At 62.2% G+C, this 25,011-nt stretch carries 24 protein-coding genes; 5 read left to right on the forward strand and 19 right to left on the reverse strand.

The features are described 5' to 3' along the window. Positions 1–59: 59 nt before the first annotated feature. The 9 genes from GTW25_RS07165 to GTW25_RS07205 form a co-directional block, all read right to left on the reverse strand. On the reverse strand, positions 60–1,775 hold the full coding sequence (locus GTW25_RS07165; RefSeq protein WP_252911256.1) for a pilus assembly protein: 1,716 nt from the start codon (positions 1,773–1,775) through the stop codon (positions 60–62). A 176-nt stretch (positions 1,776–1,951) separates the two neighbouring features. Further along, entirely contained in the window at positions 1,952–2,695 is a 744-nt protein-coding gene (locus tag GTW25_RS07170; RefSeq protein WP_252911257.1) for an SDR family NAD(P)-dependent oxidoreductase, read from the reverse strand. Further along, on the reverse strand, positions 2,692–3,603 hold the full coding sequence (locus GTW25_RS07175) for an NAD(P)-dependent oxidoreductase (RefSeq protein ID WP_252911258.1): 912 nt from the start codon (positions 3,601–3,603) through the stop codon (positions 2,692–2,694). Before GTW25_RS07175 ends, GTW25_RS07170 begins: the two co-directional genes overlap by 4 nt. Next, a complete protein-coding gene (denD, locus tag GTW25_RS07180) occupies positions 3,600–4,589 on the reverse strand; it encodes a D-erythronate dehydrogenase (protein ID WP_252911259.1) in 990 nt (329 codons plus the stop codon). Before denD ends, GTW25_RS07175 begins: the two co-directional genes overlap by 4 nt. A gap of 17 nt (positions 4,590–4,606) precedes the next feature. Then, positions 4,607–6,424: an IlvD/Edd family dehydratase gene (locus GTW25_RS07185; protein ID WP_252911260.1), complete on the reverse strand. Its 1,818-nt coding sequence runs from the start codon at positions 6,422–6,424 to the stop codon at positions 4,607–4,609. 97 nt (positions 6,425–6,521) lie between these two features. Continuing rightward, a complete protein-coding gene (locus tag GTW25_RS07190; protein WP_252911261.1) occupies positions 6,522–8,012 on the reverse strand; it encodes a tripartite tricarboxylate transporter permease in 1,491 nt (496 codons plus the stop codon). Positions 8,013–8,022: 10 nt separating this feature from the next. Continuing rightward, a complete protein-coding gene (locus tag GTW25_RS07195; protein WP_252911262.1) occupies positions 8,023–8,493 on the reverse strand; it encodes a tripartite tricarboxylate transporter TctB family protein in 471 nt (156 codons plus the stop codon). An 80-nt stretch (positions 8,494–8,573) separates the two neighbouring features. After that, the gene (locus GTW25_RS07200; protein ID WP_252911263.1) at positions 8,574–9,548 is read right to left on the reverse strand and encodes a Bug family tripartite tricarboxylate transporter substrate binding protein; all 975 of its coding nucleotides are present in this window, start codon (positions 9,546–9,548) and stop codon (positions 8,574–8,576) included. A 63-nt stretch (positions 9,549–9,611) separates the two neighbouring features. Further along, positions 9,612–10,622 carry a LacI family DNA-binding transcriptional regulator gene (locus tag GTW25_RS07205; protein WP_252911264.1) on the reverse strand — a complete coding sequence of 337 codons (1,011 nt, stop codon included), beginning with the start codon at positions 10,620–10,622 and terminating at the stop codon, positions 9,612–9,614. 187 nt (positions 10,623–10,809) lie between these two features. On the opposite strand from GTW25_RS07205, the gene GTW25_RS07210 reads away from it, so the two are divergent. The 5 genes from GTW25_RS07210 (at position 10,810) to GTW25_RS07230 (ending at position 16,046) form a co-directional block, all read left to right on the forward strand. Continuing rightward, on the forward strand, positions 10,810–11,577 hold the full coding sequence (locus tag GTW25_RS07210) for an SDR family oxidoreductase (protein WP_252911265.1): 768 nt from the start codon (positions 10,810–10,812) through the stop codon (positions 11,575–11,577). A gap of 48 nt (positions 11,578–11,625) precedes the next feature. Next, on the forward strand, positions 11,626–12,690 hold the full coding sequence (locus GTW25_RS07215) for an ABC transporter ATP-binding protein (protein WP_252911266.1): 1,065 nt from the start codon (positions 11,626–11,628) through the stop codon (positions 12,688–12,690). Between the two features lie 69 nt (positions 12,691–12,759). Beyond that, entirely contained in the window at positions 12,760–14,079 is a 1,320-nt protein-coding gene (locus tag GTW25_RS07220; protein WP_252911268.1) for an ABC transporter substrate-binding protein, read from the forward strand. A gap of 109 nt (positions 14,080–14,188) precedes the next feature. Continuing rightward, positions 14,189–15,139, forward strand: coding sequence for a carbohydrate ABC transporter permease (locus tag GTW25_RS07225; RefSeq protein WP_252911270.1), 951 nt, complete (start codon positions 14,189–14,191; stop codon positions 15,137–15,139). Positions 15,140–15,149: 10 nt separating this feature from the next. Continuing rightward, on the forward strand, positions 15,150–16,046 hold the full coding sequence (locus GTW25_RS07230) for a carbohydrate ABC transporter permease (RefSeq protein WP_252911272.1): 897 nt from the start codon (positions 15,150–15,152) through the stop codon (positions 16,044–16,046). A gap of 84 nt (positions 16,047–16,130) precedes the next feature. Here GTW25_RS07230 and GTW25_RS07235 read toward each other — a convergent pair whose 3' ends face one another. From GTW25_RS07235 to thrC, 10 genes are all read right to left on the reverse strand, one after another. Next, positions 16,131–16,973 carry a fumarylacetoacetate hydrolase family protein gene (locus tag GTW25_RS07235; RefSeq protein ID WP_252911274.1) on the reverse strand — a complete coding sequence of 281 codons (843 nt, stop codon included), beginning with the start codon at positions 16,971–16,973 and terminating at the stop codon, positions 16,131–16,133. 27 nt (positions 16,974–17,000) lie between these two features. Next, a complete protein-coding gene (locus GTW25_RS07240; RefSeq protein ID WP_252911276.1) occupies positions 17,001–17,732 on the reverse strand; it encodes an SDR family oxidoreductase in 732 nt (243 codons plus the stop codon). A gap of 262 nt (positions 17,733–17,994) precedes the next feature. Beyond that, on the reverse strand, positions 17,995–18,888 hold the full coding sequence (locus GTW25_RS07245) for a sugar kinase (RefSeq protein ID WP_252911278.1): 894 nt from the start codon (positions 18,886–18,888) through the stop codon (positions 17,995–17,997). Then, a complete protein-coding gene (locus GTW25_RS07250) occupies positions 18,885–19,538 on the reverse strand; it encodes a 2-dehydro-3-deoxy-6-phosphogalactonate aldolase (protein WP_252911279.1) in 654 nt (217 codons plus the stop codon). The genes GTW25_RS07245 and GTW25_RS07250 overlap by 4 nt, the downstream gene beginning before the upstream one ends. Further along, positions 19,535–20,452, reverse strand: coding sequence for a 2-dehydro-3-deoxygalactonokinase (locus GTW25_RS07255; protein WP_252911281.1), 918 nt, complete (start codon positions 20,450–20,452; stop codon positions 19,535–19,537). Before GTW25_RS07255 ends, GTW25_RS07250 begins: the two co-directional genes overlap by 4 nt. After that, complete coding sequence (locus tag GTW25_RS07260; protein ID WP_252911283.1) at positions 20,449–20,940, reverse strand: RidA family protein; 492 nt, start codon at positions 20,938–20,940, stop codon at positions 20,449–20,451. The genes GTW25_RS07255 and GTW25_RS07260 overlap by 4 nt, the downstream gene beginning before the upstream one ends. Beyond that, complete coding sequence (locus tag GTW25_RS07265; protein WP_252911285.1) at positions 20,941–21,891, reverse strand: ABC transporter ATP-binding protein; 951 nt, start codon at positions 21,889–21,891, stop codon at positions 20,941–20,943. Then, complete coding sequence (locus tag GTW25_RS07270; protein WP_252911286.1) at positions 21,884–22,888, reverse strand: ABC transporter ATP-binding protein; 1,005 nt, start codon at positions 22,886–22,888, stop codon at positions 21,884–21,886. Before GTW25_RS07270 ends, GTW25_RS07265 begins: the two co-directional genes overlap by 8 nt. Beyond that, the gene (locus GTW25_RS07275; RefSeq protein WP_252911288.1) at positions 22,885–23,829 is read right to left on the reverse strand and encodes an ABC transporter permease; all 945 of its coding nucleotides are present in this window, start codon (positions 23,827–23,829) and stop codon (positions 22,885–22,887) included. The genes GTW25_RS07270 and GTW25_RS07275 overlap by 4 nt, the downstream gene beginning before the upstream one ends. Continuing rightward, the gene (gene thrC, locus GTW25_RS07280; protein ID WP_252911290.1) at positions 23,826–25,010 is read right to left on the reverse strand and encodes a threonine synthase; all 1,185 of its coding nucleotides are present in this window, start codon (positions 25,008–25,010) and stop codon (positions 23,826–23,828) included. Before thrC ends, GTW25_RS07275 begins: the two co-directional genes overlap by 4 nt. Between the last annotated feature and the right edge of the window lies 1 nt (position 25,011).

The following is a 25,011-nucleotide window of genomic DNA, read 5'->3' on the forward strand; positions in this document are numbered from 1 at the left end:
AGATCGTTTTTCTCGATCTTCGTGGAATGCGCGGCACCCGCGATCGTTCCCGCGTCAGTTCATTGCGTCAGATGCAAGGTGGCGACATCGCGGCCGATCTTGGCAAAAGCCTCCTCCAGAGCCACGGTATTGGCAGCCATGTGGAAATTCCCGGTCCGGCTGGCACACTGGCGAAAGAGGGTCGTTACAGCGGAATTCGTCGTATTGTAAAGGACGGTATAGACCTCGACGCCTTGTTCCTTCATTCGCGTACACATCGTCCTTGTGTAGGTGTTGAGCGCCGTTTCCGCCGCCCCCTGGCTCGTCGCGCCGCTGATCCGTCCACCCGAACTGCCTGCTGCGGGCGTGTTCAGAAATCCGTAGGATCCGTAATCCGACCTGTTGATCGTGTTGCTCGCGCCAAAGGAAACGTTGGTGCCATCGGTCATCAGGACGAGGAACTTGGAGACATTCTCGGCCTCGAAAGGCGCCGCGCCGGCAAACGGCTCGCCGGGTGACAACAGACGCCAGCCCCAGGCGAGTCCTTCCGAAATATTCGTGCCGGAACCGTTCCAGAACTGCATCGCATCGATGCCGGCATTCACCTTCGCCATGTCGGTCGTCAGCGGAGTGATGGGCGTCGGGCAGGCCCGGTTGGGACCGATCGTCAGGTTGTGCGTATCCTTGACTGATCGACCCGGCTTGCGATTGCCGGTCATGTCCTCGATCACATATTTCAAGGTCGACCGCTGAACCACATGACGGGTCGCATCCTGGTCGAGCGACAGGTTCACCGTCTTGTGGTCGAGCCAGACATTGTTGAAACGGCTGCCGTCGTTGCCGCCATTCGTCATGCGCTGCGCTGCCGGTTCGCTTGGCGCGAAGTAGGGAACGAACAAAGTGTCAGGCTTGGCGGGATCGGGCGGCGTCAAATCGAGATTGTACGGCGCGGGACGCGCCTCGACGCATCCCTTCCAACTCGTGCCGGACTGCCTGAACAGTTCCTGATGGTGGGGGTACTTTTTGACATTGGCGCAAACGCGGCGCATGTCGTCGGCCAGCGCTCCGGTCTGGGAGGTGGAGCACGTCATCAAACCGCGATGCTCCCAATTGTTGACGATCGCATCACGCGCCGCGTTCGTAAGATCGGCGCTACGCTGGGCAGGCGTCTGCGCCAATCGCACGTTGCGCATCTGATCGCTGATGAAGTTCCAGCCATTGTAAAGGGCTTCGCCCCTGGTATCGATCCAGTCTTCGTCGAACCCCTCCGCATTGATGTTGACCGCCGTCACGAACGGAACGACGCCGATATGGACCTCCTGGCGAGGGTCGCCATTGTTGTCGACGGCAGTGACCAGCGCCTTCGACGCCCGCTTCAGCGCATCGATGCCGGCCTGCCCCATCGACCCGGTATTGTCGAGAACCATCGCGATCTCGAGTGTCTTGGTGGATCGGAACGTCGTCGCCGATACGGTGATGTCCTGATTGCCGAAGCGGTCCATCAGGAAGAGACCGATCCTGGCTTCGACGTGGCCGGTGAGCTGAACGTAGTTCAGGCCCTCATCGATGATCAGACGGGTTTGGGCGGCTCCGACGATAAAGTTCGCCCCTTGCGAGGCGACGAAACTGTCGAAAAGGTCGCGGCGCTCCTTGTCGGACGCGTTTTCCTGCGAAGCGGCAAGAACGGCGCTGTCCACGATGTTTTGCAGCCGGCTTTTGGAATTGACGATGTTCGCCGTGTCGATTGCCACGCCCACGCCGGCCAGCAGCGCAGGAAGAATCACGGCAGTCATCATCGCGAAATTGCCTGACTCGGATCGCCAGAACGTCTTCATCGAACCCCCCGCATTGTCGCGAGGGAAATCTGCCCATCGAAACTTAACGAAATCAAACCGACATCATCGCTTCGGAAATGTCGGTTAAAACTGCGCTAAATTTATTGCATCAAATTTTCTAGACATGTCATCACGGATCAATATACGGCGCGCCCGCCCGAAATATCGAACACGGCGCCCGTCGTGAAGGAGCAGTCGTTCGAGGCGAGCCAGGCGATCATGGCCGCAACCTCCGACGGCTCGACGAACCTATTGAGCGGGATCTTCGACAGCATATAGTCGATATGCTCCTGCGTCATCTGATCAAAGATCGACGTGCGCGCCGCAGCCGGCGTCACGCAATTGACGAGGATGCCCGATCCGGCAAGTTCCTTTCCGAGCGACTTCGTCAGCGCGATCAGCCCGGCCTTCGACGCCGAATAATGCGACGCATTGGGATTGCCCTCCTTGCCAGCGATGGACGCCACATTGACGATGCGGCCATATCCTGCCTTCGCCATGAGCGGCACGAGCGCGTGGCAGGTCAGATAGGGCGCAACGAGATTGACCTCGATCGTGCGTCGCCAGATGTCGGGCGCCAGTTCCCAGGTCTTCGCATTGCCGCCCGTGATGCCTGCATTGTTCACGAGAATGTCGACCGGCCTTGCGTCGAACGTCTTTCCGGCAGCAACCGCAACCACCTTTTCATCCGTCAGTTCAACGACGTTGCCGGTGGCCTGGTCGCCAAGAGATTTGACGGCCTCGTCGATCGCTGCGGCGTCGATATCCCATAATTCGACGAAAGCGCCGCTTGCGATCATCCGCTCCGCAGTTGCATAGCCGATACCGCGCGCGCCGCCGGTGATGATCGCTTTTCGGCCTTCGAGATCGATGCGGTTCATGCGTGATTGTCCTTCGTGGTGCGGCGCACGCCGTTGAGTTCGGCGACGACGTCGGCCAGCATCGGCACGAAATCGTCGCCCCGTCCTATGGCCTCGGCCGTCGCAAAGCTGTTCTTGACGCCGGATGCGAGATGCGAGGCGATGCCGCTTTCGTTGGCAAGCCCCGTCACGTAACGCATATCCTTGTGAGCGTTGCGCAATGTGAATTTGTGCGCGTCACGGTCGCCATCGACGGCGTATTGCATGAAGGTCTGGAAGAAGCCGCAATCCATCCGGCTGCCATTGATGATGTCCCGGACCGTAGTTGCTTCGACACCGTTTTTGGCCGCGATCACAAGAACTTCCGAATAGAGCGCAGCATAGCCGAGCGCCACGAAGTTGTTGAGAAGCTTGACGGTGTGCCCCGCGCCAACGTCTCCGACCCGAACGATCCGGGCGGCCCAGCTTTCGAAAAGCGGTTCCAACCGCTCGAAATCCGCCGCATCGGCACCGACCATAGTGTCGAGTTGCCCTGCCCACGCCTCCTTCGGCGTTCGCGCCAGGGGTGCATCGACCAGCGTCACGCCCGCCTCTTTGCAGGTATCCGAAAGCGCACGGGTCGAGACCGGATTGCTTGTCGAGCAATCGACGATGGTGTGGACCGCGCCCTTGGCGGCAAGAATGTCCTGCACGGCTGCCTCGACCTGCGGGCTGCCCGGCAGGCACAGGAAAACGATCTCGCATCCCGCCGAGAGTTCGCCAATCGTTTCGGCTTCTCTCGCTCCCCTTTTCCGCAGATCCTCGACAGGCTCGCGGTTGCGATGCCCCATCACCGTCAACGGATACCCCGCCTCGACGATGTTCTTGGCAATGCCATGCCCCATCAGCCCGACGCCGATGAAACCGACCCGTTCCTTTTCGCCGCTCATGCTGCATCTCCATTCATTTGCGCCGCCCTGGCGCGCTCGTCAGCGATGTGCGCCCGCACGATCGCCGCGAAATCCGGGTCGGCGACGAAACCCGCCGCCTCGGCCCGCTCGGCGGAAAAGTCGCGCGGCCAGCCGGCAACGATCTTCTGGATCGCGGCGTCGGGCGTGCGCCTGATCAACGCCGCCGTTTCCTCGCCGGCGATTTCGCGCAGCGTCTCGATCATTTCGCCCACGGTGATCGACAGCCCCGGCATCGTCAGCGAGCGCCGGTTGCCCAGCGCCGCAGCGTCAAGCGTGGCGGCATGGAGGAGAAAGCCGACGGCAGCGGCCGGGCTTGCGACCCAGTGCCGGACATCGTCATCGACCGGCAGCACCGCCTCTATACCGGCCAGCGGCTCCCGGATGATGCCCGAAAAGAAGCCCGACGCCGCCTTGTTCGGCTTGCCCGGTCGCACGACGATGGTCGGCAGGCGTATCCCGACGCCATCCACGAACCCCTTGCGGCTGTAATCGGCGAGCAGCAATTCGCAGATCGCCTTTTGCGTGCCGTAGCTCGTCAGCGGCGCATGGAAGAAGCTGTCGCGGATCGGCTCCTCGAACGGCGCGCCGAAAACCGCGATCGAGGAGGTGAAAACGAGACGCGGGCGGTAATCGTCGCCCGCCTTGCGGATCGCCTCCAGAAGGTTCTGCATGCCGTCGAGATTGATGCGGTAACCTTTTTCGAAATCGATTTCCGCCTCGCCCGAAACGATCGACGCCAGATGGAAGATGACGTCCGGGCGCCCCTCCACCAGTCCTGTGATCGTTTTCGCATCGGCGATGTCGCCTGCCTGCGATGAAACCAGTGGGGAATCGAACGCGCCCTCGACGACATCGAAGGAATGGATGGCATCGATGCCGTGTCCGGCCAGTTCACCGCTCGCGACGAGCGCGTCGATCAGCCTGCGGCCGATCATGCCCGCGCCTCCAAGAACCAGTATACGCATCGCGCTCTCCCGTAATGTCAGTGATTGTCGCGCGGAACGAGCGGCATCGTGCCGGTCACCCCGCCCTGTGCGAGCCGGCGATAGGCGACGGCCGGTTCCAGCACCATGCCCGTTTCGAGCTGCGAGACGATGCCGCGCTGGATTTCCTGCCATGGCGTCTGGTGGGCGGGAAATTCGTATCCGCCGCGCGCCATCAGTTCGCGCCGGCGCGTATCGAGTTCGGCATCGTCGAGCAGCATGTCCGCCGACCCGGCTTTCAGATCGATGCGCACGCGATCGCCGGTCTTCAGGAGCGCCAGACCGCCGTTCAGCGCGGCTTCCGGCGACGCATTGAGGATCGACGGCGAGCCGGAAGTTCCCGATTGACGTCCGTCGCCGATGCAGGGCAGCGAGTGGACGCCGCGCTTGATGAGATAGTCCGGCGCGCGCATGTTCACGACCTCCGCCGCGCCCGGATAACCGATCGGCCCGGCCCCGCGCATGAAGAGGATGCAGTGCTCGTCGATCTTCAGCGCCGGATCGTCGATGCGGTGATGATAATCCTCAGGCCCGTCGAACACGATCGCCCTGCCCTCGAACGCCATCGGCTGCGCCGGGTCCGACAGATACCGGTCGCGAAATTCCTGCGAGATCACCGACATCTTCATGATCGCGCTGTCGAAAAGATTGCCGCGCAGGACGCGGAACCCGGCATTGGTCTTGAGCGGCTGGTCGAACGGGCGGATGACGCGTTCGTCCTCGATGGTCGCATTGCGGCAATTGTCGCCGATCGTGCGCCCGTTGGCGGTGATCGCATCCTCGGCGATCAGCCCGTTCGCCATGAGTTGCGCGACGACGGCCGGCACGCCGCCGGCGTGGTAATAATCTTCACCGAGATATTCGCCCGCCGGCTGGAGATTGACGAGCAGCGGCACATGCTCGCCCTGTTCCTGCCAGTCGTCGATCGACAATTCGACGCCGACATGGCGCGCCAGCGCGTTGAGATGGACCGGTGCGTTGGTCGAGCCGCCGATCGCCGAATTGACTCGGATGGCATTGACGAAGGCGTCGCGGGTGAGAATATCGGAAGGCTTCAGATCCTCCGCGACCATCTCCACGATGCGCTTGCCCGTCAGGTAGGCCATCTCCTGCCGGTCCCGGTAAGGCGCGGGAATGGCGGCAGAACCGGGAAGCTGCATGCCGAGCGCCTCGGCAAGACTGTTCATTGTGGTGGCCGTGCCCATCGTGTTGCAATAGCCGGTCGACGGTGCCGAACTCGCAACCAGCTTGATGAAGCCGGCATAGTCGATCTCGCCCGCCGCCATCATCTCGCGGGCTTTCCAAACGATGGTGCCTGACCCCGTGCGCTCGCCGCGAAACCAGCCATTGAGCATGGGACCGACAGACAAGGCGATGGCCGGAATATTGACCGTCGCCGCCCCCATGAGCATGGCCGGCGTGGTCTTGTCGCAGCCGATGTTCAGCACGACACCGTCGAGCGGATAGCCGTAGAGCACCTCCACGAGGCCGAGATAGGCAAGGTTCCGGTCGAGAGAGGCCGTCGGCCGTTTTCCGGTTTCCTGAATCGGATGGACCGGGAACTCGATCGCGATGCCGCCCGCCTCACGGATGCCCTCGCGCACCCGCCTGGTCAGTTCCAGGTGGTGCCGGTTGCACGGCGACAGGTCCGATCCGGTCTGCGCGATGCCGATGATCGGCTTGCCGGACTGGAGCTCGTCCTGGGACAGGCCGTAATTCAGGTAGCGCTCGAGATAAAGCGCCGTCATGTCGGGGTTCAGCGGATTGTCGAACCACGCACGCGAGCGCAGTTTCGAACCTTTACCATTCGTCGTCATGAACCCTCCCGATCTTCGTCAGCGTGACGATATTCAAGTTTGGCAGCGCTGCCAATCCATATAAAGCCGCTTTCGCGGATACAATTGCGAACCTTTGTCACGATGCGGCCGCGCCCCTCGACTGAAACGCCCGGTAGAGGACCGAGGCCCATATCAGGAAGAGGCCGACGGCGAGAACGGCGGCGATCGGTCGATCGACGAATGTGATGAAAGACCCGTCCGATTTGATCATCGTGGTGATGAAGTTGTGTTCCAGAATTGGCCCGATGACGATACCGAGGATGCACGGCGCGATCGGTATCTCGTTCTCCTCCATGAAGAACCCGAGAATGCCGAAGACCAGCATGATGATGATGCCGTAGACCGCGTTGTTCGAAGCGAAGGCCCCGACGATGCAGAAGATCAGGATGATCGGCATCAGGATGGAGCGCGGCGTGCGCAAGAGCCCCCGCGCCAGCTTGATGACCAGCCAGCCGAGCGGAATCATCAGGAGGTTGGCAAGGAGGAAGATGAGAAAGACGGCGTAGATCAACTGCGGATTGAAGATGAAAAGCGTCGGCCCCGGATTGAGCCCCTTGACGTAGAGCACGCCGATGACGATGGCGGTGATCGTATCACCTGGTATGCCGAAGACGAGGGCCGGCACCCACGCGCTCGACAGCGACGCGTTGTTCGACGACGTCGCCTCGACGACACCTTCCAGATGTCCGGTTCCGTACTTCTCCGGCGTCTTCGAAAAGCGCCGGCTCACCGCGTAGCTGACATAGGCGGCGACGTCGGCCCCCGCGCCCGGCAGAATGCCGATCGCCGTGCCCGTGACGTTGCCCCGCAGTTGCTGGCGCCAGTAAGTGACGACCATTCCGCCCCAGTTGCGGAATATGTTGCCGACCTTGACCTGAACATTGTCCCAGGCGGGCGCACCCGCAGCCACCGTACGGAAGACTTCCGACACGGCAAAAAGGCCGATCATCGCGGGGATGAAGTCGATGCCGGCCATGAGGTCCGTCGAGCCGAACGTAAAGCGCGGCACACCGGCCGCATTGTTGAGACCGACCGTCGCCACGAGCAGACCGATGAGCAGGCTCACAAGTCCCTTGATCGGTGATGGCGAGCCGATGAACGCCGAGCAGGTCAGACCCAGCATCGCCATCCAGAAATATTCCTGCGAGGAGAAGTTCAGCGCGAACTCCGCCAATGTCGGGGCCGCGAAGATCAGCACGGCCGTACCGAACAGCCCGCCGATGGCCGAGAAAAGGACGCAGGCACCGAGCGCGGTTTCCGCCTCGCCCTTGCGCGTCATGGCGTAAGCTTCGTGCGTGTAGGCGGCAGAGGCCGGCGTGCCGGGGATGCGCAGGAGCGCGCCCGGTATGTCGCCAGCGAAGATAGCCATGGCCGCGCAGGTGACCATGGCGCCGACGGCGGGGATCGGGTCCATGAAGAAGGTGAGCGGCACGAGCAACGCCGTCGCCATCGTCGCGGTCAGTCCAGGCACCGCCCCGACGAGCAGGCCGAACAGTGCCGCCCCGAGGATCGTGGTCATTACAGGCCATGTGAAGACCAGTTCGAATGCCTGGATGATCGCGTCCATTTCGCGCCTCCTACCAGGGCATTCGCGGCATCATGCCGAACGGCAACGGCACCAGCAGCAGGCTTCGAAAGACGTAATCGGTGACGAGCGTCGCCGCCACGGCGAAGAAGATCGTCTTTCCCCACGAAACCGAAAGCAGGCGGAACAGAACGACGAGAATGGCGACCGATACCGGTATGAAGCCGACGCGGCGCGCCAAAAGCATGTAGGCCACGATGCACAGGATCGTGACCCCGACGGCCACGAGCGCGCCCGGCTGACGGGTCCATTCGGTGAAGGAAACGAGCGGCACGGACCGCGCCTTCAGCCCTTGAACGAGGAGGATGAGCGCGCAACACACAAAGCCGACTCCTATGAGCGTCGGGAAGGCTGCCGCGCCGTATTGCTGGCCGGGAACGGCGGGCAATGTGCGCGCATAGGCCGTGACGGCGATACCCAAAATGAGAAGCATCGCGCCGAGCATGGTGTCGCTGAACCGCATGAACGTCTCCGCCTGATCGGTCTGGTACGTTTTCGACGATCCCTGCCGGCCCGGATGACCGGCAGGGCCGAAATCGAGCGCTAGCGGGCGAGGCCCACCGCTTCCATCGTCTGGCCAAGCGAAGCGTCCGCCTGTTCCATGAAGGTCCCGAACTCCTCGCCTCTGGCCCAGCGGACGCCATAGCCTTGCGCGGCCATGAAGTTCTTGTAGTCGTCGCTGTTGTAGACGGCTTCGAGCGCCACGATCAGACGTTCGGCGACGTCGTCAGGCAGACCCTCCGGCCCGACGATGCCGCGCCAGGCGCCGATCTGCCAGTCTGAACCGACCGCTTCGGAAACGGTCGGCACGTCTGGAAAGAGTTCAGCCCGCTCCGGTCCCATGAGGCCGAGCGACTTCACGCGACCCGCTTCGATCAAACCGCGCGCTTCGACGAGCGAACAGGGAACGATGCTGACACCGCCGGCCATCAGATCCTGCAGGCCCGGCGCAGCGCCTTCGCTCGGAACCCAGGGCACCTTCGTCGGATCGATCCCGCGATCGTTCAGCAGGCCCGCGATGGCGAGATGCCAGATGCCGCCCTGCCCCGTTCCCGACGCCCGAAACGTTCCCGCCGGCGAACTGTCGATGGCTTCGAGAAGGCTTTCCAGCGTCTCGTATTCGGAGTTTGCAAGAACCTGCACGCCCGCGGCGTCCTCGTTCATGAGCGCGAGCGGGGTGTAATCCTGGTGGGTCAGCTCCGTCAGCCCCTGCCAGTGCATCATGCCAATTTCGACGGTGGCGATGCCGATCGTGTAGCCGTCCGGATCGGCCTCGGCGATAGCGGAGTGGCCGACCACGCCCGAACCGCCGGTGCGGTTGACCACGCTGATCGACTGCCCCAGTTCACGCTCGAGGCCGGACCCGATGATGCGGGCCGTGGCGTCGGTGCCGCCGCCCGCGCCCCAAGGCACGATCAGCGTCAGGGGCCTGTCGGGATATTGCGCGGCTGCATGCGGAATGCTCCACACCGATGCGGCAAGCGCGGCGCTCAGTATCAGGATCGTTCTTCCAGTCATCTTCGGTCTCCTCCCTTTGATGATGATGCAAGTTTCTCGCCCGATGCCTCCTCGCACCGGTCGTCAGGTCGTCGCTCCTTCCAAAATTTCGAACGGCAGATCGACGACTTGCGGGTCGCCGCCTTCCATGACCATGCGCGCGCCGATCTCTCCGATTTCGGTGCGCGGCGTCAGCAGCGTCGTCAGCGGTTGCGGGGCGAACCTGCCGATATCCAGTCCGTTGTAGCCCATGATGGCCAGTCGCGACGGCACGGCGATGCCCTTGGCAAAACAGTGGAACAACCCGCCAACCGCGAAATCGTCATTCGAGAAATAGACCGCGTCGAGGTTGGAATTGCGGGCGAGCATGCGTTCGAGCGCAGCGCGGCCGGCCTCCGTCGATGAGGTCCGGCCGATCAATTCCGTCTCGGCCGGTTCGATACCGGCTTCCGCCAGAACCTGACTGAACCCCTCGAAACGCTTCCGCGCGCGCGGGTCGAACGAGAATTGCGGCCCGATATAGCCGATCCGACGATAGCCGCGCTCCAAAAGGTGACGGGCGCTGACGGCTCCCGCTTCGCGCTGCGAGAAGCCGACGACGAGGTCGATTCCCTCACCGTCGGTGTCAAGAAGCTCGGCAACGCGCACGCCGCTGTTCTTCAGCATCGAGCGGGTACGCCCGGTATGTTCGAGCCCCGTGACGAGGAACGCTGCCGGCCGCCATGCCAGCATCGACTGGATGACCTTCTGCTCCTGTTCAATGTCGTAGTCGGTGACGGCGATGACTGTTTGAAAACCGATGGGATTGAGCGCCACCGCCGCGCCACTCAACAGATCGGGAAAGACGATATTGTGCAGCGAAGGGATGACGATACCGACGAGATTGGAGCCGGAGGATGCGAGTGCTCCCGCGATCCGGTTGGGAACATAGCCGAGTTCATCGACCGCCTTCATCACCCTGTCGCGGGTGGCCTTGGAGAATGAGCCGTGATTGCGCAGAACCCGCGAGATCGTGCTCATTCCGAGGCCCACGGCCGCGCTCACATCGCGCAGCGTGACCTCGTTCCTGTGCTTGTGATCGTCGTCCTGGTTCATGCGACCGGCATCCTAGCCACGCTATTGCAGAACGGCTACCACATAATTGGCAGCGCTGCCAATTATTGCTTGCCAGCCTTTTGACGATGCGTTACCCGTTTGATCGAAGGTGCCGTTAAGGCAGTTTCCGAACGGCAGAATTGTCTCGGGAGGAGATCAATGACACCGGCGAAGCGGATGTTTCCGCATGGCTAGAACCGGCGACACAATGTCGGTCGCGCTCGTGACGGGCGGCGGCACGGGCGTCGGATTGGCGGTTGCCCGCGCGCTTGCCGAAGCCGGATGGCAGGTGGTCGTCACGGGCCGCCGCGCGGAAATTCTCGAAGGCGCGGTATCGACCCTTTCCGGTGAAGGCCTTGCCGTTTCGGCCATCCGGGCGGATGTCTCCGATCCGGACTCCGTCAAAATTCTTTTCGATGAAATCGTCGATCGTTTCGGCAGGCTCGATCTGCTCGTGAACAATGCCGGGATCAACGCACCGCCCGTGCCGCTCGAAGAGATTTCCTTTGCCGATTGGAATGCCGTCGTCGCATCCAATCTCACCTCCGCCTTCCTGTGCACGCAGCACGCGGTGCGGCTGTTCAAGTCGCAGCAGCCGAAGGGTGGACGCATCATCAACAACGGCTCGATCTCGGCGACGACGCCGCGCCCCAATTCCGCGCCCTATGCGGCCACGAAGCACGCGATCACGGGCCTGACTAAAGCCACGTCGCTCGAGGGTCGCATGCACGATATCGCGTGCGGCCAGATCGACATCGGCAACGCTGCCAGCGAAATGACGCAGACCATCTCGACAGGTGTCTTGCAGGCCGACGGAAGCATCGCAGCGGAGGCGACGATCGATCCGCGCCACGTCGGCGAAGCGGTCGTTTACATGGCCGGCCTGCCTCTTGGAACGAACGTACTGACCATCACCGTCATGGCGAACGCGATGCCGTTCGTCGGGCGAGGATAGGCGCTCGCAACGAACGGCGACGCGAAGGGACATGCAGGGAGGTTTCCAATGGCGTCAGTCGAAATCGACGACGTACGAAAGTCTTTCGGGAACCATCCCGTCATCAAGGGAGTGAGCGTCGCCATCGAGGACGGCGAATTCGTCATCCTGGTCGGCCCGTCTGGCTGCGGCAAGTCGACCTTGCTGCGCATGCTGGCCGGGCTCGAACACATCAGTTCCGGCGAAATCCGTATCGGCGACCGCGTCGTCAACGACCTGCCGCCCAAGGAACGCGACATCGCGATGGTGTTCCAGAACTATGCGCTCTATCCGCATATGACCGTGGCCGACAACATGTCGTTCTCGCTGATGCTCGCGGGCGTCCCGAAGGCGCAGATTCAGGAGCGCGTGAAGCCGGCAGCGGAAATTCTGGGGCTTTCCAGCCTGCTCGAACGCTATCCGCGCCAGCTTTCCGGCGGTCAGCGCCAGCGCGTCGCCATGGGACGCGCCATCGTTCGCGATCCGCAGGTCTTCCTGTTCGACGAACCGCTCTCCAATCTCGACGCCAAGCTGCGCGTATCGATGCGCACCGAAATCAAGAACCTGCATCAAAGGCTGACCACCACGACGGTCTACGTCACCCACGATCAGATCGAGGCGATGACGATGGCCGACAAGATCGTCGTCATGCATGACGGCATCGTGGAGCAGATCGGCGCACCGCTCGACCTTTACGACAAGCCCGCAAATCTCTTCGTCGCCGGCTTCATCGGCTCGCCCGCCATGAACATGCTGAGCGGTAAGCTGGACGAGGCCGACCCGTCGCGGTTCGTCACGGGCGACGGCATCGTCCTGCCTGCACCGCCGGGCATCGCGTCCGCACGCGGAAAAGAACTCGTCTACGGCATCCGGCCAGAGGGCGTCTCGCTCGGCGGGACGGTCGATCTCAAGGTGCAGGTCATCGAGCCGACCGGGTCGGAAAGCCAGATCGTCGCCCTTTTGGGAAAGACGCAGGTCACCTGTGTCTTTCGCGAACGCGTGATGCTGCAACCGGGCGAAATCCTGAACGTGTCGATCGATCCGCGCGCGGCGCATCTCTTCGACGCAAAATCGGGCATGCGACTGACGGACTGACGAAAAGGCAAGGAAACGGACGAAGAGGGTGGAGGACCCGAAGCGTCCAGAACAATGGGAGGAAACGATATGAGAATGAACCGCAGACAGATCATGACGGGTGCCGCAGGCCTCGTCGGCACGGCAGCTCTCGGCAAGCTCGCCATGCCCCGACGCGCATTCGCGCAGAACGGCATCCCCACCTACACGCCCGAAGAAGGCGCGCAACTCAGGCTCTTGCGCTGGGTGCCGTTCGTTCCCGCCGAAGAGGAAGCCTGGAACGCCAACACGCAGGCATTCACCGAAGCGACCGGCGTTCAGGTCCGCATCGAGCAGGAAAGCTGGGAGGACGTACGCCCAAAGGCCGCCGTTGCCGCCAATATCGGCTCAGGACCGGATCTAGTCATGGGCTGGTTCGACGACGCGCACCAATATCCCGATAAGCTGATCGACGTTACCGAACTTGGAAATGCACTCGGCGAAGCCCATGGCGGCTGGTATCCGGGGCTTGAAGGCTACGGGAAACGCGGCGACCAGTTCATCGCGCTGCCGCTTTGCACGATCGGCAATGCCATCTGCTATCGCGCCAGCCAGGTCGAAGCGGCGGGATTCTCGGAATTTCCGAACGATACCGCAGGCTTTCTGGAACTTTGCACCGCATTGCAGGCCAACGGTACACCTGCCGGCTTCCCGCACGGAAAGGCGGTCGGCGACGGCAACAATTACGCGCACTGGCTTTTGTGGAGCCATGGCGGACGGGCGGTCGACGAGAACGGTGCGGTGGCGATCGACAGCCCAGAGACGCTTGCGGCCATCGAATACGCACAGGCGCTCTACGCAACCTTCATCCCCGGCACGGAAAGCTGGCTCGACATCAACAACAACCGCGCATTTCTCGCCGGCCAATGCTCGCTCGTGGCCAACGGCGTCTCGCTTTACTACGCCGCGCGCAACGATCCCGCGATGCAGGAAATCGCCGACGACATCCGTACCACGACGATGCCGATCGGGCCGGTCGGTGAATCGGTCGAACTTCACCAGACTTCGACGCTGTCGATCTTCAACCACACGCCCTACCCTGAAGCCGCAAAAGCGTATCTCGCCTTCATGTACGAGGCGGACAGGATGAATGCCTGGATCGAAGGCGCCAGCGCCTATTGCTGCCAACCCTTGCGGGCATATGAATCCAACCCGGTCTGGACGGCCTCGCCGATTCACGAACCCTATTCCAAGGCTTCGGAAAGCCTGCGTCCGAACGGCTGGCCCGGCCCGCTGGGCACGGCATCGGCAGCGACGATGGCCGACTACGTCCTGGTCGACATGTTCGCCGAGGCCGTCACCGGCCAGCGTTCGCCTCAAGAGGCGATCGCCAACGCGGAACGGCGGATCGGCCGCTACTACCGAACCTGACGCACGGTTGCCGGGTTCTCACGAGAGCCCGGCATCTTCATGCCGGCGGGTTCGCCGCCGGTCGGCCCGCAACGGGCAACGGTGATCCAGCGACGGAGATCGGCCACACATGTCCACGACCATGGAAAACGGCAAGGCCGCGCCCCGGCCAGGCACGTCGATGCTGATGCGGCTGACCGAAAGCCGCAACGGCCTCGGCCTGTTCTTCATGCTGCCGGCGGCCGCCTTCCTCCTGTGCTTCCTGACCTACCCGCTCGGACTGGGCGTCTGGCTCGGCTTCACGGATACGTCGATCGGCCGTCCGGGCGTATTCATCGGCCTTGAAAACTACCAGTGGCTGTGGGACGATTCCGTATTCTGGATGTCCGTATTCAACACCCTGCTCTACACCTTCGTCGCATCGGTTCTGAAATTCGTGCTCGGACTTTGGCTGGCGCTGGTGCTCAACGAGCATCTGCCTTTCAAGAATTTCTTTCGTGCAATCATTCTGTTGCCGTGGGTCGTTCCCACAGTGCTTTCGGCGCTCGCCTTCTGGTGGATCTTCGATTCGCAATTTTCCATCATTTCCTTCGTCCTGATGGAATGGGGGTGGATCGACCGACCGATCAACTTCTTGGGCGATCCAAACAACGCGCGCGCCTCGGTCATCGCGGCCAATGTCTGGCGCGGAATTCCCTTCGTCGCGATCTGCCTTCTGGCCGGCCTTCAGACGATCCCGCAATCGCTGCACGAGGCGGCGGCACTCGATGGCGCGAGTTCCTGGCAACGCTTCCGCCATGTGACCTTGCCGCTGCTGACGCCCATCATCGCCGTGGTGATGACGTTCTCGGTCTTGTTCACCTTCACCGACTTCCAACTGATTTACGTGCTGACGCGCGGCGGGCCGGTCAACGCGACCCATCTGATGGCGACGCTGTCTTTCCAGCGCGCGATACCCGGCGGGCAACTGGGAGAAGGCGCGGCCATCGCGGTCGCGATGATCCCCTTCCTGCTCGGCGCCATCCTGTTCAGCTTCTTCGGACTGCAACGCCGCAAATGGCAGCAGGGCGGCGCGGATTGAGGACACATCGATGACCGATCAAGTATCCACCGCACAGCCTGCCCAGGACGACATCGTCGGCATGCGCCAGTACGACACGCTGATGCGCCGCATCGTGGTGATCTACCTGCCGCTCGCCCTCTTCGTCTTCGTGCTGCTCTTCCCGTTCTACTGGATGGCCGTAACGGCCGTGAAGCCGAACCACCAGCTCACAAACTACCGCGACTACAGCCCGTTCTGGGTCGTCGGACCGACACTGGAGCACATCCATTATCTCTTGTTCCGCACGTCCTATCCGGGATGGTTGTGGAACACGATGATCGTATCCGTCTTCTCGACAATCCTGTCGCTGGCCGCCTCGGTCTTCGCCGCCTACGCGATCGAACGCATTCGCTTCACGGGCGCCCGCGTCACCGGCCTGATGATCTTTCTGGCCTATCTCGTCCCGCCGTCGATCCTGTTCATTCCGCTCGCCTTCATGGTCTTTCAGGTCGGCATCTACGATTCCCGGCTTGCGCTGATCCTCACCTACCCGACCTTCCTGATCCCGTTCTGCACCTGGCTTTTGATGGGTTATTTCCGCTCGATCCCGTTCGAACTGGAGGAAAGCGCGTTGGTCGACGGGGCAAGCCGCTGGCAGATACTCACGAAGATCGTGCTGCCGCTTGCCATTCCGGGCCTGATATCGGCCGGCATCTTCGCGTTCACCCTGTCGTGGAACGAATTCATCTACGCCCTCACCTTCATCTCCTCTTCTGAGAACAAGACGGTGCCCGTCGGCGTGCTGACCGAACTCGTGCGCGGCGACGTCTATGAATGGGGAGCGCTGATGTCGGGCGCGCTGATCGGTTCGCTGCCCGTCGTCATCCTCTACTCTTTTTTCGTCGACTACTACGTCTCGTCGATGACCGGCGCCGTGAAGGAATAGGTCGAAAGCACAGCCTCCCAGGGCGAGACGCAAAAGGCCGGCGCTCGGATGCGCCGGCCTTTTCTGCGTTCGCAATAAGGTAGCTCAATCCGCTGCCGTCACCTGCCGCTGTTCGCCAAGCCCCTCGATGCCGAGCCGGATCGTCTGGCCGGCCTTGAGATAGACGGGCGGCTTCTGGCCCATACCGACACCCGGAGGCGTGCCGGTCGCGATGATGTCGCCCGGATGCAGGCTCATGAACTGCGAGAGATAGGAGACGAGATGGGCGACGCCGTAGACCATCGTCTTCGTCGAGCCGTCCTGATAGCGATGACCGTCTACGTCCAGCCACATGCCGAGCGCCTGCGGATCGGCGATCTCGTCGCTCGTCACCATCCAGGGACCGATCGGCCCGAACGTGTCGCAGCACTTGCCCTTATCCCAGGTGCCGTGCCGCTCCAGCTGGAATTCGCGCTCGGACACGTCGTTGACGACACAATAGCCCGCGACATGCGACAGCGCATCGGCTTCCGAAACATATTTCGCCGTCTGGCCGATGACGATGCCGAGTTCGACTTCCCAGTCGGTCTTCTTCGATCCACGCGGAATGCGAACCGTGTCGTTGGGGCCGACGATCGCGGAGGTCGGCTTCATGAACATGATCGGCTCGGGCGGCACCGCAGCGCCACTTTCGGCTGCGTGATCTGCGTAATTGAGACCGATGCAGATGAACTTGCCCACGTCGCCGACGCAGGGGCCGATCCGCGGATCGCCTTCGACAAGCGGCAGGCTCGACGGATCGATCCCGGCCAGTTTGTCAAGTCCCGACGGCGTCAACACATCGCCGGCAATGTCGTCGATTTTGTTGGAGAGATCGCGGATTCGTCCGTCATCGTCGAGCAGTCCGGGCTTTTCTTGCCCCACCTCGCCGTACCGCAGAAGCTTCATGAAATTCTCCTCTCGATTGAAAAGTCCTCAAATGGCCCAGCCGCCATCAACCAGATGAATGGCGCCCGTCGTGTAGGTTGCACCGGCGAGATAAACAACCAGGTCCGCGATCTCGTCGGCATGACCAATGCGGCCGATCGGCTGGCGTGAAATGAAAGCCGCGCGTGCGGCCTCGTAGTCGCCCTGCGCCCTCAGCCGCTCATGCAGTGACGGGCTATCGACCGTTCCGGGGCAGATCGCGTTGCAGCGGATTCCCTGCGCGACGTAGTCTGCCGCGACGGACTTGGTGAGACCGATCACGGCAGCTTTCGACGCGCTGTAAAGGCAGCGGTTCGGCACACCCTTCACGCTCGAGGCGACGGACGCCATATTGATGATGCAGCCGTCCTTGCGGTCGAGCATCCCCGGCAACACCGCCTGGATCATCCGTATCTGCGCCTTAACGTTGAGCGAGAATGCGAAGTCGAACTCCTCATCCGTGCAGTCGAGAACCGTGCCGGCATGAACGATGCCCGCGCAATTGAACAGGATATCGACCCGCCCGATCTCTTCGACGAGCGGCTGGATGGAATTCCTGTCGAGCACGTCGAGACGGCGCGTGACGATCGCAGCTTCACCATCCAGTTCCCGCAACATGTCGACATTGATATCGGTCGCGATGACCCTGGCCCCCGCTTTTGCCAGCGCGACGGCGCTTGCACGGCCGATGCCTTGCGCCGCAGCCGTAACCAATACCGTTTTCCCGCTCAAGTCGGTCATAAGCGATCCCCTCCTCTACAACGTCGAACCGAAATGAAATCGGTCCTGGACGATTCCTGCTCGATCAAGGCGTTCGAGATACGGCACAGATCAAACGAGACTTTGTCGACCTTTCGATATCACCCCATCCATCAGATGAGAACCGAAAATTGGCAGCGCTGCCATTGTTGCATGCTGTACGTCACGCGATGGCCTGCGAACAATCAAGTCCGGCGACCAGACCTGCATTCAACTGGATCGGTTGTACGTTGCCGTTCCACGGTCAACCTATCAGCGCGCCATGAGAAGCCAGGCAGGTGGCGGCTGTGCGATGTCCCTTCACAGCAGCTTCGCGGGCATCTTCTCCTGTCAATCGCGCAGCCAGATATGCACCGTTGAAACTGTCCCCCGCTCCCGTCGCATCGACGACATTCTCGACTTCTTGCGCCCCGACCTTGAAGCACCTTTGGCCGGTGTCGACATAGGCAGGCTGCCGTCCGTTCTTGACCACGATCTCGCTCACGCCCGCTGCCCTGTAGCGGACAGCCGTCGCGGCCGGATCGTCATCGCCGAACAATTGCGCTTCGTCGCCGAAGGTCGGCAGCGCGATGGTCGACACGCGTGCGCCTTCCATGAGCCAGTGGCGCATCTCGTCCTCATCGCGCCAGAGTGACGGACGGATATTGGGATCGAAGGCGACCCGCGTTCCCCTGGAAACGGAAGCGCCGAGTACGTCCAGAAACGCGCGCCGATCCGTATCGCTCAGGATCGCGAGCGTTATGCCCGAAAAATAGACGACATCCACCGCTGAGATCGCGTTGGCCAAAGCCGATCGATCGCGCGCAAGCAGCCTGGCGGCCGATGCGTCGCGCCAATAGGTGAAGTGACGGTCGCCATTTTCCTGATGGATGAAGTACAGGCCCGGACGGCGTTCGGGAATGGTCGCGATCAGGCCGGTCTCAATCCCGGCCCCGTCGATGAAATCGCGGATCGTGCCGGAATAGCGATCCTCGCCGAGCGCAGTGAAGTAGGAAACGCGCCAGTCGGCTCCCAGATGGCGGCGCGCATACCAGGCCGTGTTCAAGGTGTCGCCGGCCACGCCCATATTCCAATTGCCCTGCGAACCGCCCGCCATCTCGATCATCGCCTCGCCGATGGACAGGAAATGCCCGCTCATGATGCCGCCCCCGCGATATCGTCATAGGCCCTCACAGCCGAACGCGCCCTTTTATGCACCGCCGAAGCCACGTCGCCGGGTTTGTAAAGGTTCGATCCCAAGCCGAAAACGCCGACACCGGCTTTGGCATAGGCAGCGAAGTCCTGCGATGCAATTCCTCCAACGGCCGCCGTTACCGTATCGCCGGGCAGGACGGCACGGATGGCGGAAATGCCGGATGGACCAAGCGCGGAAGCGGGAAATATCTTGAGCGCGGACGCGCCGCAGCGCAGCGCCAGAAACGCCTCGGTCGGTGTAAAAACGCCCGGCATCGACACTAGCTTCAGTGCCGCCGCGCTTTCCAGAACGGCAGGATCGACATTCGGGCTCACGACCAGTTGCCCACCGGCCTCCGCGAGCCGTTTGACGTCTTCGCAAGTCAGCACGGTTCCCGCACCGATCAGGCAGGATTTGCCATGCCGTTCAGCGAGGATTCGTATGGAGGCGAACGGATCGGGCGAATTCAGCGGCACCTCGATCATGTCGATCCCCGCCTCGACAAGCGCGTCGGCGATGCCGGCGACTTCAGCGGGCGTGATGCCGCGCAAGATGGCCACGAGGCCGCGCCTCGACACCGGCCATGGCCGGCAGCTCGATGCAATTCCACTCATTCAGCCATCCTCTCCGGCCAGATACTACGCGCGGCGCGCAACAGTCCCGACAGCGCCGCATCGTCTGCGTCCATATGACGAAATTCGAAGCCTTCGTCTGCGAGCGCGCTCCGATAGAGCGCGGCGAGCGGACCGGAGGCGACAAGGACAAACTTCGATCCGCCCCCATGCAAACGCCGCGCCGCGGCGATCTCCGCTCCGATCAACAGGCCGGACAGATGCGCCGCTCCATCCGCGCGCTCCATCTGCCCCAGAAGCTGCGATGCCCGCAATGCGAACAGCCTCGTCCAGACGAGTTCGGGTGCAGCACCAGCAATGCGAACGGCCGACCGGAAGACGTCGTTCGCTACGGTGTCGCCCTTTTCGACCGCATGTTGCAGGATCGAATATGTGGACAGCACGTCGAAAAGCTCGCCCGTCAGGAAAGTCGAGAAGCGGCTCACGATCCCATCTTCGATTTCCACCCATTTGCAATGGGTGCCGGGCATGCAGACAAGCGTTTTTCCCTGTGCAGTTCCAAGTCCCAGAAGCTGCGTTTCCTCTCCGCGCATGACGCTCGGCATCGCCGGATCGCCGTGGGAAATTCCCGGCAGGATGCGTATGTCGCCAAGGCGGCTGTCCACCATGACCGAACGATCGACGAGCTGTGCGAGTGGTGCCGGCGTTTCGACATAAGCCGCCTCACGCCAGCCCTGGCGTGCGCCCGCCATTCCGCAGATCAGCACCGGCAGGCCGGACGGCGCGCCGGTCTGCGCTAGATGACGTTCGAGCACATTTTCGAAGCCCTGCCGGACAGCGTAGGTCATGCCCTCGCGCCCGTTCGCGCGGGCAACCACTTCGCCGGCCGCGTCCACGAGCCATAACCGGAAGCTTGTCGTGCCCCAGTCGACGAGGGCGAAGCGATGGTCGCTCAATTGCGAAACGCCACGATGGCTTCGATCTCGACGGTGATGTTGTTCGGCAAAGAGCCGAATCCCACGGCCGATCGCGCGTGCCGTCCCGCGTCGCCGAAGACGTCAACGAGCAGGTCGGAACACCCGTTGATCACCTTGGGATGGTCACCGAAATCGGGAACGGCGTTCACCATGCCCAGAAGCTTGATCACGCGCCGCACGCGGCCGAGATCGCCCAGCGCTTCCTGAATGACGGCCAGGAGGTTGACGCCCGTCAGGCGCGCGTCGGCATAGGCCTGATCGATGCCTATTTCGGCGCCGACCTTGCCGGTTCGCAACGTTCCGGCGGCCTCACGCGGCCCTTGGCCCGACAGGTAGAGATAATCGCCCTCGATCACGAACGGTACGTAGTTGGCGACGGGCCTTGGAGCGGACGGCAATATGATGCCGAGTTCGGCCAGACGGGAGGCGGGCGAATTGGTCAAGTCGTTTTCCTCGGATTGCGGCATTCAATTGTAAAGGTGGCACGCTACCTTTCGGCCACCCGTTTCGATAGCCTGCGGCGGTGTCGTCTTGCATATCGCCATAGCGCTTGGGCAACGGGTGTGGAAGGCACACCCCCTGGGTGGTGAAGCGGGGCTCGGAATATCGCCTTTCAAGGTAATGCGTTTTTGCGCCCCGCGCCGGCCCGGAATGGCCGACATCAAGGCCTTCGTATAGGGATGCAACGGCTCCTCATAGAGCGCATCGCGCGATGCCGTTTCCACGACCTCCCCCAGATACATGACCGCGACGCGGTCGCAAATGTGTTTCACGACGCTCAGATCGTGCGAGATGAAGATGTAGGACATTCCGTGCTTGGCCTTCACGTCCTGCATCAGGTTGATGATCTGGGCCTGCACCGAAACGTCGAGCGCGGAGACCGGTTCGTCGGCCACGATCATCTTCGGATTGAGGATAAGCGAGCGCGCGATGCCGATCCTCTGGCGCTGCCCTCCCGAAAATTCATGCGGATAGCGCGCGGCGTGGGCTGCCTGCAATCCGACCTCGGCGATGATGTCCATGACGCGCTCGCGTCTTTCGGCTGACGTGCCGATTTTCTGGATACCTAGTGGCTCGGTCAGAATCTGCTCGACGGTCATTCGGGGATCGAGCGAAGCGTAAGGATCTTGAAAAATGATCTGAAGATCCTGACGCAAGCGCCGCATGTCGCGTGCGCCAACTGAGGCGAGATCGACACCGTCATATTCGATGGAACCGGAAGACGGCTCGATCAGGCGGATCGCCGCGCGGCCGGTGGTCGACTTGCCGCAACCGCTCTCCCCCACCAGCCCAAGCGTCTCGCCCTTGTTCAGGACAAAGGACACGCCGCGAATGGCTTGCACCGTCTTGCGCCTGAACATGGGACCGACAACGAAATCCTTGCGCAATTCGTTCACGCGCAGAAGAGCCTCAGGCATGGTGCACTCCGCTGATCTGTCGGGCCTTCCAGCATTTGACCTTTTGTCCGCCGATGACTTCGACAGGCGGATCGCGACGGCAGCCGTCGTCGGCATAGGAACAACGCGGGCGGAAACGACAGCCCCGCGGCATATCGAAAAGAGCCGGAACCGAACCCGGGATCGTTTCGAGACGCTCCTGCCGAGTATCGAGCGAGGGAAGCGAGCGCATCAGCCCCTGCGTATAGGGATGCCTCGGAGATGACAGGACCTCGTCTGTGCGCCCTGTCTCCACTACCTTGCCGGCATACATGACCACCACGCGGTCGCAGATTTCCGCGACGACCCCAAGATCGTGCGTGATGAACAGGATCGAGGTTCCGAACGTGTCGCGTGCCTCCACCATCAGGTCGAGAATCTGGCCCTGGATTGTCACATCGAGCGCCGTCGTCGGCTCGTCGGCGATGATGAGGCTCGGATTACAAGCCAGCGCGATCGCGATCATCACACGCTGGCGCATACCGCCCGACAATTGGTGCGGGTAATCCGGTAGGATATTGCGAGACCGGGGAATGCCGACCTTATCCAACACGTCGAGCGCATGTTCGGTAACCGCCGCTCCTTTCAAGCCAAGATGCAACCGGATCGGTTCGGCGATCTGATCGCCGATCGGCATGATCGGGTTCAGGCTCGTCATCGGTTCCTGAAAGACCATCGCGATGTCGCGGCCACGCATCTGCCTTCGCTCGCGCGGCGGAAGCGTAAGCAGATCATCGCCTCTGAACTCGATGCTGCCGCCCATGACGCGCGTGGTCCCTTCCGGCAGGAGCCCCATCACGCTGAGCGCGGTTATGCTCTTGCCGCACCCGCTTTCGCCCACGATACCGACGATTTCGCGTTCGCCTACCTCGATGGAAACGCCGGCAAGCGCCTGAACGTCGCCGCGATGCGAACGGAAGCCGAGTTGCAGGTCACGGATTGCAAGCATCGGCGGGGAAGTCTCGCCTGCAACGCTCATTGATTTTTCACCCTTGGATCGATGAACCCGTAGAGAATGTCGACGAACAGGTTGATGAAGATGAAGGTCAGCGCCATGAACAGCACCACGCCCTGGATGACCGGGTAATCACGCCGCGCCACCGCATTGACCAGCAATCTGCCGATACCGGGAATATTGAACACCGTTTCGATCGCGATCGCGCCTCCCATCAGGACGGCGAAGGTGATTCCGATGACCGTGAGCACAGGAATCAACGCGTTCTTGAGAGCATGGCGCAGGATGACCACACGCGATGGCAGGCCCTTGGCGCGCGCGGTGCGAATAAAATCTTCGCCGATGACGTCGAGCATACTGGAGCGCGTTATACGTGCGATGAAACCGGCCTGCACGAGACCGACCGAAACGGCTGGAAGGGTCAGGGACCAGATGCACGCCCAGAAGCCCTGATCGAGCGGTGTGTAACCTGCAACAGGGAACAGCCGGAACTCGACCGCGAACACGACGATGAGCATCAGCCCGAACCAGAATTCAGGCATTGAGACACCCACCATAGCGACCGTCATCGACACTTGGTCGAGAACGCCGTTGCGGTTGACCGCGGCCACGATGCCCGAGACCATGCCGACCACCACGGCGATCGTCAGCGCATAAAGCGTAAGCATGATCGTGGGTTCGAGGCGCTGCAAAATGGCGTCCATCACGGGCATTCGCAGGAAGATGGAGTCACCCAGGTCGAGCGTCGCCATGCGGCCGAGCCAGGTGAACAGTTGCACGAGGAATGGGTCGTTGAGACCAAGCTGCTCGCGGAGCGCCTGAACCTGCTGGGCGGTGGCGTCAGCGCCAAGCATCACGGCCGCCGGATCGCCTGGCGACAGATGCAGCAGGGTGAAGACCAGGAAAAGAGGCACGATCAGCGTCGGCAGCAGCGTTATGAGACGCCGCATGATGAAGAAAATCATGGCGCGGCATCCTCCCGGCAGCGTTCGCCCAGAAGACCGTCCAGCGACGCGCCGGCCGCCACGCTTGTCTCGCGCATGTCCATTTCACGGTAGACCTTGAAGTCCTTGAAGCCGTGGCCGGTAATCATGCACACGATGCTGGCCTTCCGATCGATGATGCCGGCAGCGATCAGTTTTTCAGCCGCCGCCACCGAGCTCGCCGCCGTCGGTTCGGCAAAGATGCCGGTCCCGGCCGCCAGCCGGCGCATGGCAGCGCGAATTTCATCGTCGCTGACCGCTATCGCAACGCCGCACGTCTCGCGGACAAGGCGGAGAGTGTAGCTTCCGTCCTTCTCGTATCCGATCAGCGGGTCGGAGATGCCGGAGGCGATCGTCGTCGGCTCTCCCCATGCCGTCACAGCCGACAGCCCCTTGTCGTAGGCGTCGACGACGGGGGCGCATCCCTCGGCCTGCACGGCAACGACGCGTGGCATGCCTCCTGCCTTGTCGGCGAAACCTTGCACGACACCCTTGACGAGCGGCCCTGCACCGGTGGGAACCAGAACCCAGTCCGGCACGTCGCCGTTCAGTTGATCGGAGAGTTCGCGGCCGACGACGCGGAGGGCGTCCGTGCCGTAAGGATTGATGTAGGTGGTGGTCAAATTGACGTAACCCGCTTCCCGCGCGATACGCAGCGCAAGGTCGTAGGAGTTGCTGTAGTGGCCCTCTACCTTGATCAGTTGCGCGCCATAGGCCCCGATCTGCGTCATCTTCTCCAATGGCGTGCGCTGCGGCACGACGATGATCGCCGGCAGGCCGGCCCGGGCCGCATAGGCCGCCGCCGAGGCTCCCGCGTTGCCGCTCGACGCACACACCACGCCGTTTGCACCGAGAGCGATAGCACGCGTCAAGGCGGCAGCAACGTGACGGTCCTTGAAGGACCCGGACGGATTGCGCGTCTCGTCCTTGAACCACAGCCGACCCGAAAAACCGATCTCGGCAAGAAAATCATCCGGCGCGCGCAGAAGAGGAGTTTCACCTTCGCCGAGGCTGACGCGTTCGGAAATCAGCCCATCAAGGCGGGCTGTGCTTTTTTCATCGCGCACCAGTTCCAGAATGTCGCCGCAAGCGGCGCACTCGTAGATGAGCGCACACGGGTAGCGCGCACCACAATCCACGCAGGACAAATGCTCTTCGTTCATT

It is taken from the genome of Aliihoeflea aestuarii (assembly GCF_024105665.1).
Classification (GTDB): Bacteria; Pseudomonadota; Alphaproteobacteria; order Rhizobiales; family Rhizobiaceae; genus Aliihoeflea; species Aliihoeflea aestuarii.

Coding starts and splice junctions, on each gene's coding strand:
- GTW25_RS07165 (WP_252911256.1), bottom strand. CDS start 1,775: ATGATGACTGCCGTGATTCTTCCTGCGCTGCTGGCCGGCGTGGGCGTG.
- GTW25_RS07170 (WP_252911257.1), bottom strand. CDS start 2,695: ATGAACCGCATCGATCTCGAAGGCCGAAAAGCGATCATCACCGGCGGC.
- GTW25_RS07175 (WP_252911258.1), bottom strand. CDS start 3,603: ATGAGCGGCGAAAAGGAACGGGTCGGTTTCATCGGCGTCGGGCTGATG.
- denD (WP_252911259.1), bottom strand. CDS start 4,589: ATGCGTATACTGGTTCTTGGAGGCGCGGGCATGATCGGCCGCAGGCTG.
- GTW25_RS07185 (WP_252911260.1), bottom strand. CDS start 6,424: ATGACGACGAATGGTAAAGGTTCGAAACTGCGCTCGCGTGCGTGGTTC.
- GTW25_RS07190 (WP_252911261.1), bottom strand. CDS start 8,012: ATGGACGCGATCATCCAGGCATTCGAACTGGTCTTCACATGGCCTGTA.
- GTW25_RS07195 (WP_252911262.1), bottom strand. CDS start 8,493: ATGCGGTTCAGCGACACCATGCTCGGCGCGATGCTTCTCATTTTGGGT.
- GTW25_RS07200 (WP_252911263.1), bottom strand. CDS start 9,548: ATGACTGGAAGAACGATCCTGATACTGAGCGCCGCGCTTGCCGCATCG.
- GTW25_RS07205 (WP_252911264.1), bottom strand. CDS start 10,622: ATGAACCAGGACGACGATCACAAGCACAGGAACGAGGTCACGCTGCGC.
- GTW25_RS07210 (WP_252911265.1), top strand. CDS start 10,810: ATGGCTAGAACCGGCGACACAATGTCGGTCGCGCTCGTGACGGGCGGC.
- GTW25_RS07215 (WP_252911266.1), top strand. CDS start 11,626: ATGGCGTCAGTCGAAATCGACGACGTACGAAAGTCTTTCGGGAACCAT.
- GTW25_RS07220 (WP_252911268.1), top strand. CDS start 12,760: ATGAGAATGAACCGCAGACAGATCATGACGGGTGCCGCAGGCCTCGTC.
- GTW25_RS07225 (WP_252911270.1), top strand. CDS start 14,189: ATGTCCACGACCATGGAAAACGGCAAGGCCGCGCCCCGGCCAGGCACG.
- GTW25_RS07230 (WP_252911272.1), top strand. CDS start 15,150: ATGACCGATCAAGTATCCACCGCACAGCCTGCCCAGGACGACATCGTC.
- GTW25_RS07235 (WP_252911274.1), bottom strand. CDS start 16,973: ATGAAGCTTCTGCGGTACGGCGAGGTGGGGCAAGAAAAGCCCGGACTG.
- GTW25_RS07240 (WP_252911276.1), bottom strand. CDS start 17,732: ATGACCGACTTGAGCGGGAAAACGGTATTGGTTACGGCTGCGGCGCAA.
- GTW25_RS07245 (WP_252911278.1), bottom strand. CDS start 18,888: ATGAGCGGGCATTTCCTGTCCATCGGCGAGGCGATGATCGAGATGGCG.
- GTW25_RS07250 (WP_252911279.1), bottom strand. CDS start 19,538: ATGAGTGGAATTGCATCGAGCTGCCGGCCATGGCCGGTGTCGAGGCGC.
- GTW25_RS07260 (WP_252911283.1), bottom strand. CDS start 20,940: ATGCCGCAATCCGAGGAAAACGACTTGACCAATTCGCCCGCCTCCCGT.
- GTW25_RS07265 (WP_252911285.1), bottom strand. CDS start 21,891: ATGCCTGAGGCTCTTCTGCGCGTGAACGAATTGCGCAAGGATTTCGTT.
- GTW25_RS07270 (WP_252911286.1), bottom strand. CDS start 22,888: ATGAGCGTTGCAGGCGAGACTTCCCCGCCGATGCTTGCAATCCGTGAC.
- GTW25_RS07275 (WP_252911288.1), bottom strand. CDS start 23,829: ATGATTTTCTTCATCATGCGGCGTCTCATAACGCTGCTGCCGACGCTG.
- thrC (WP_252911290.1), bottom strand. CDS start 25,010: ATGAACGAAGAGCATTTGTCCTGCGTGGATTGTGGTGCGCGCTACCCG.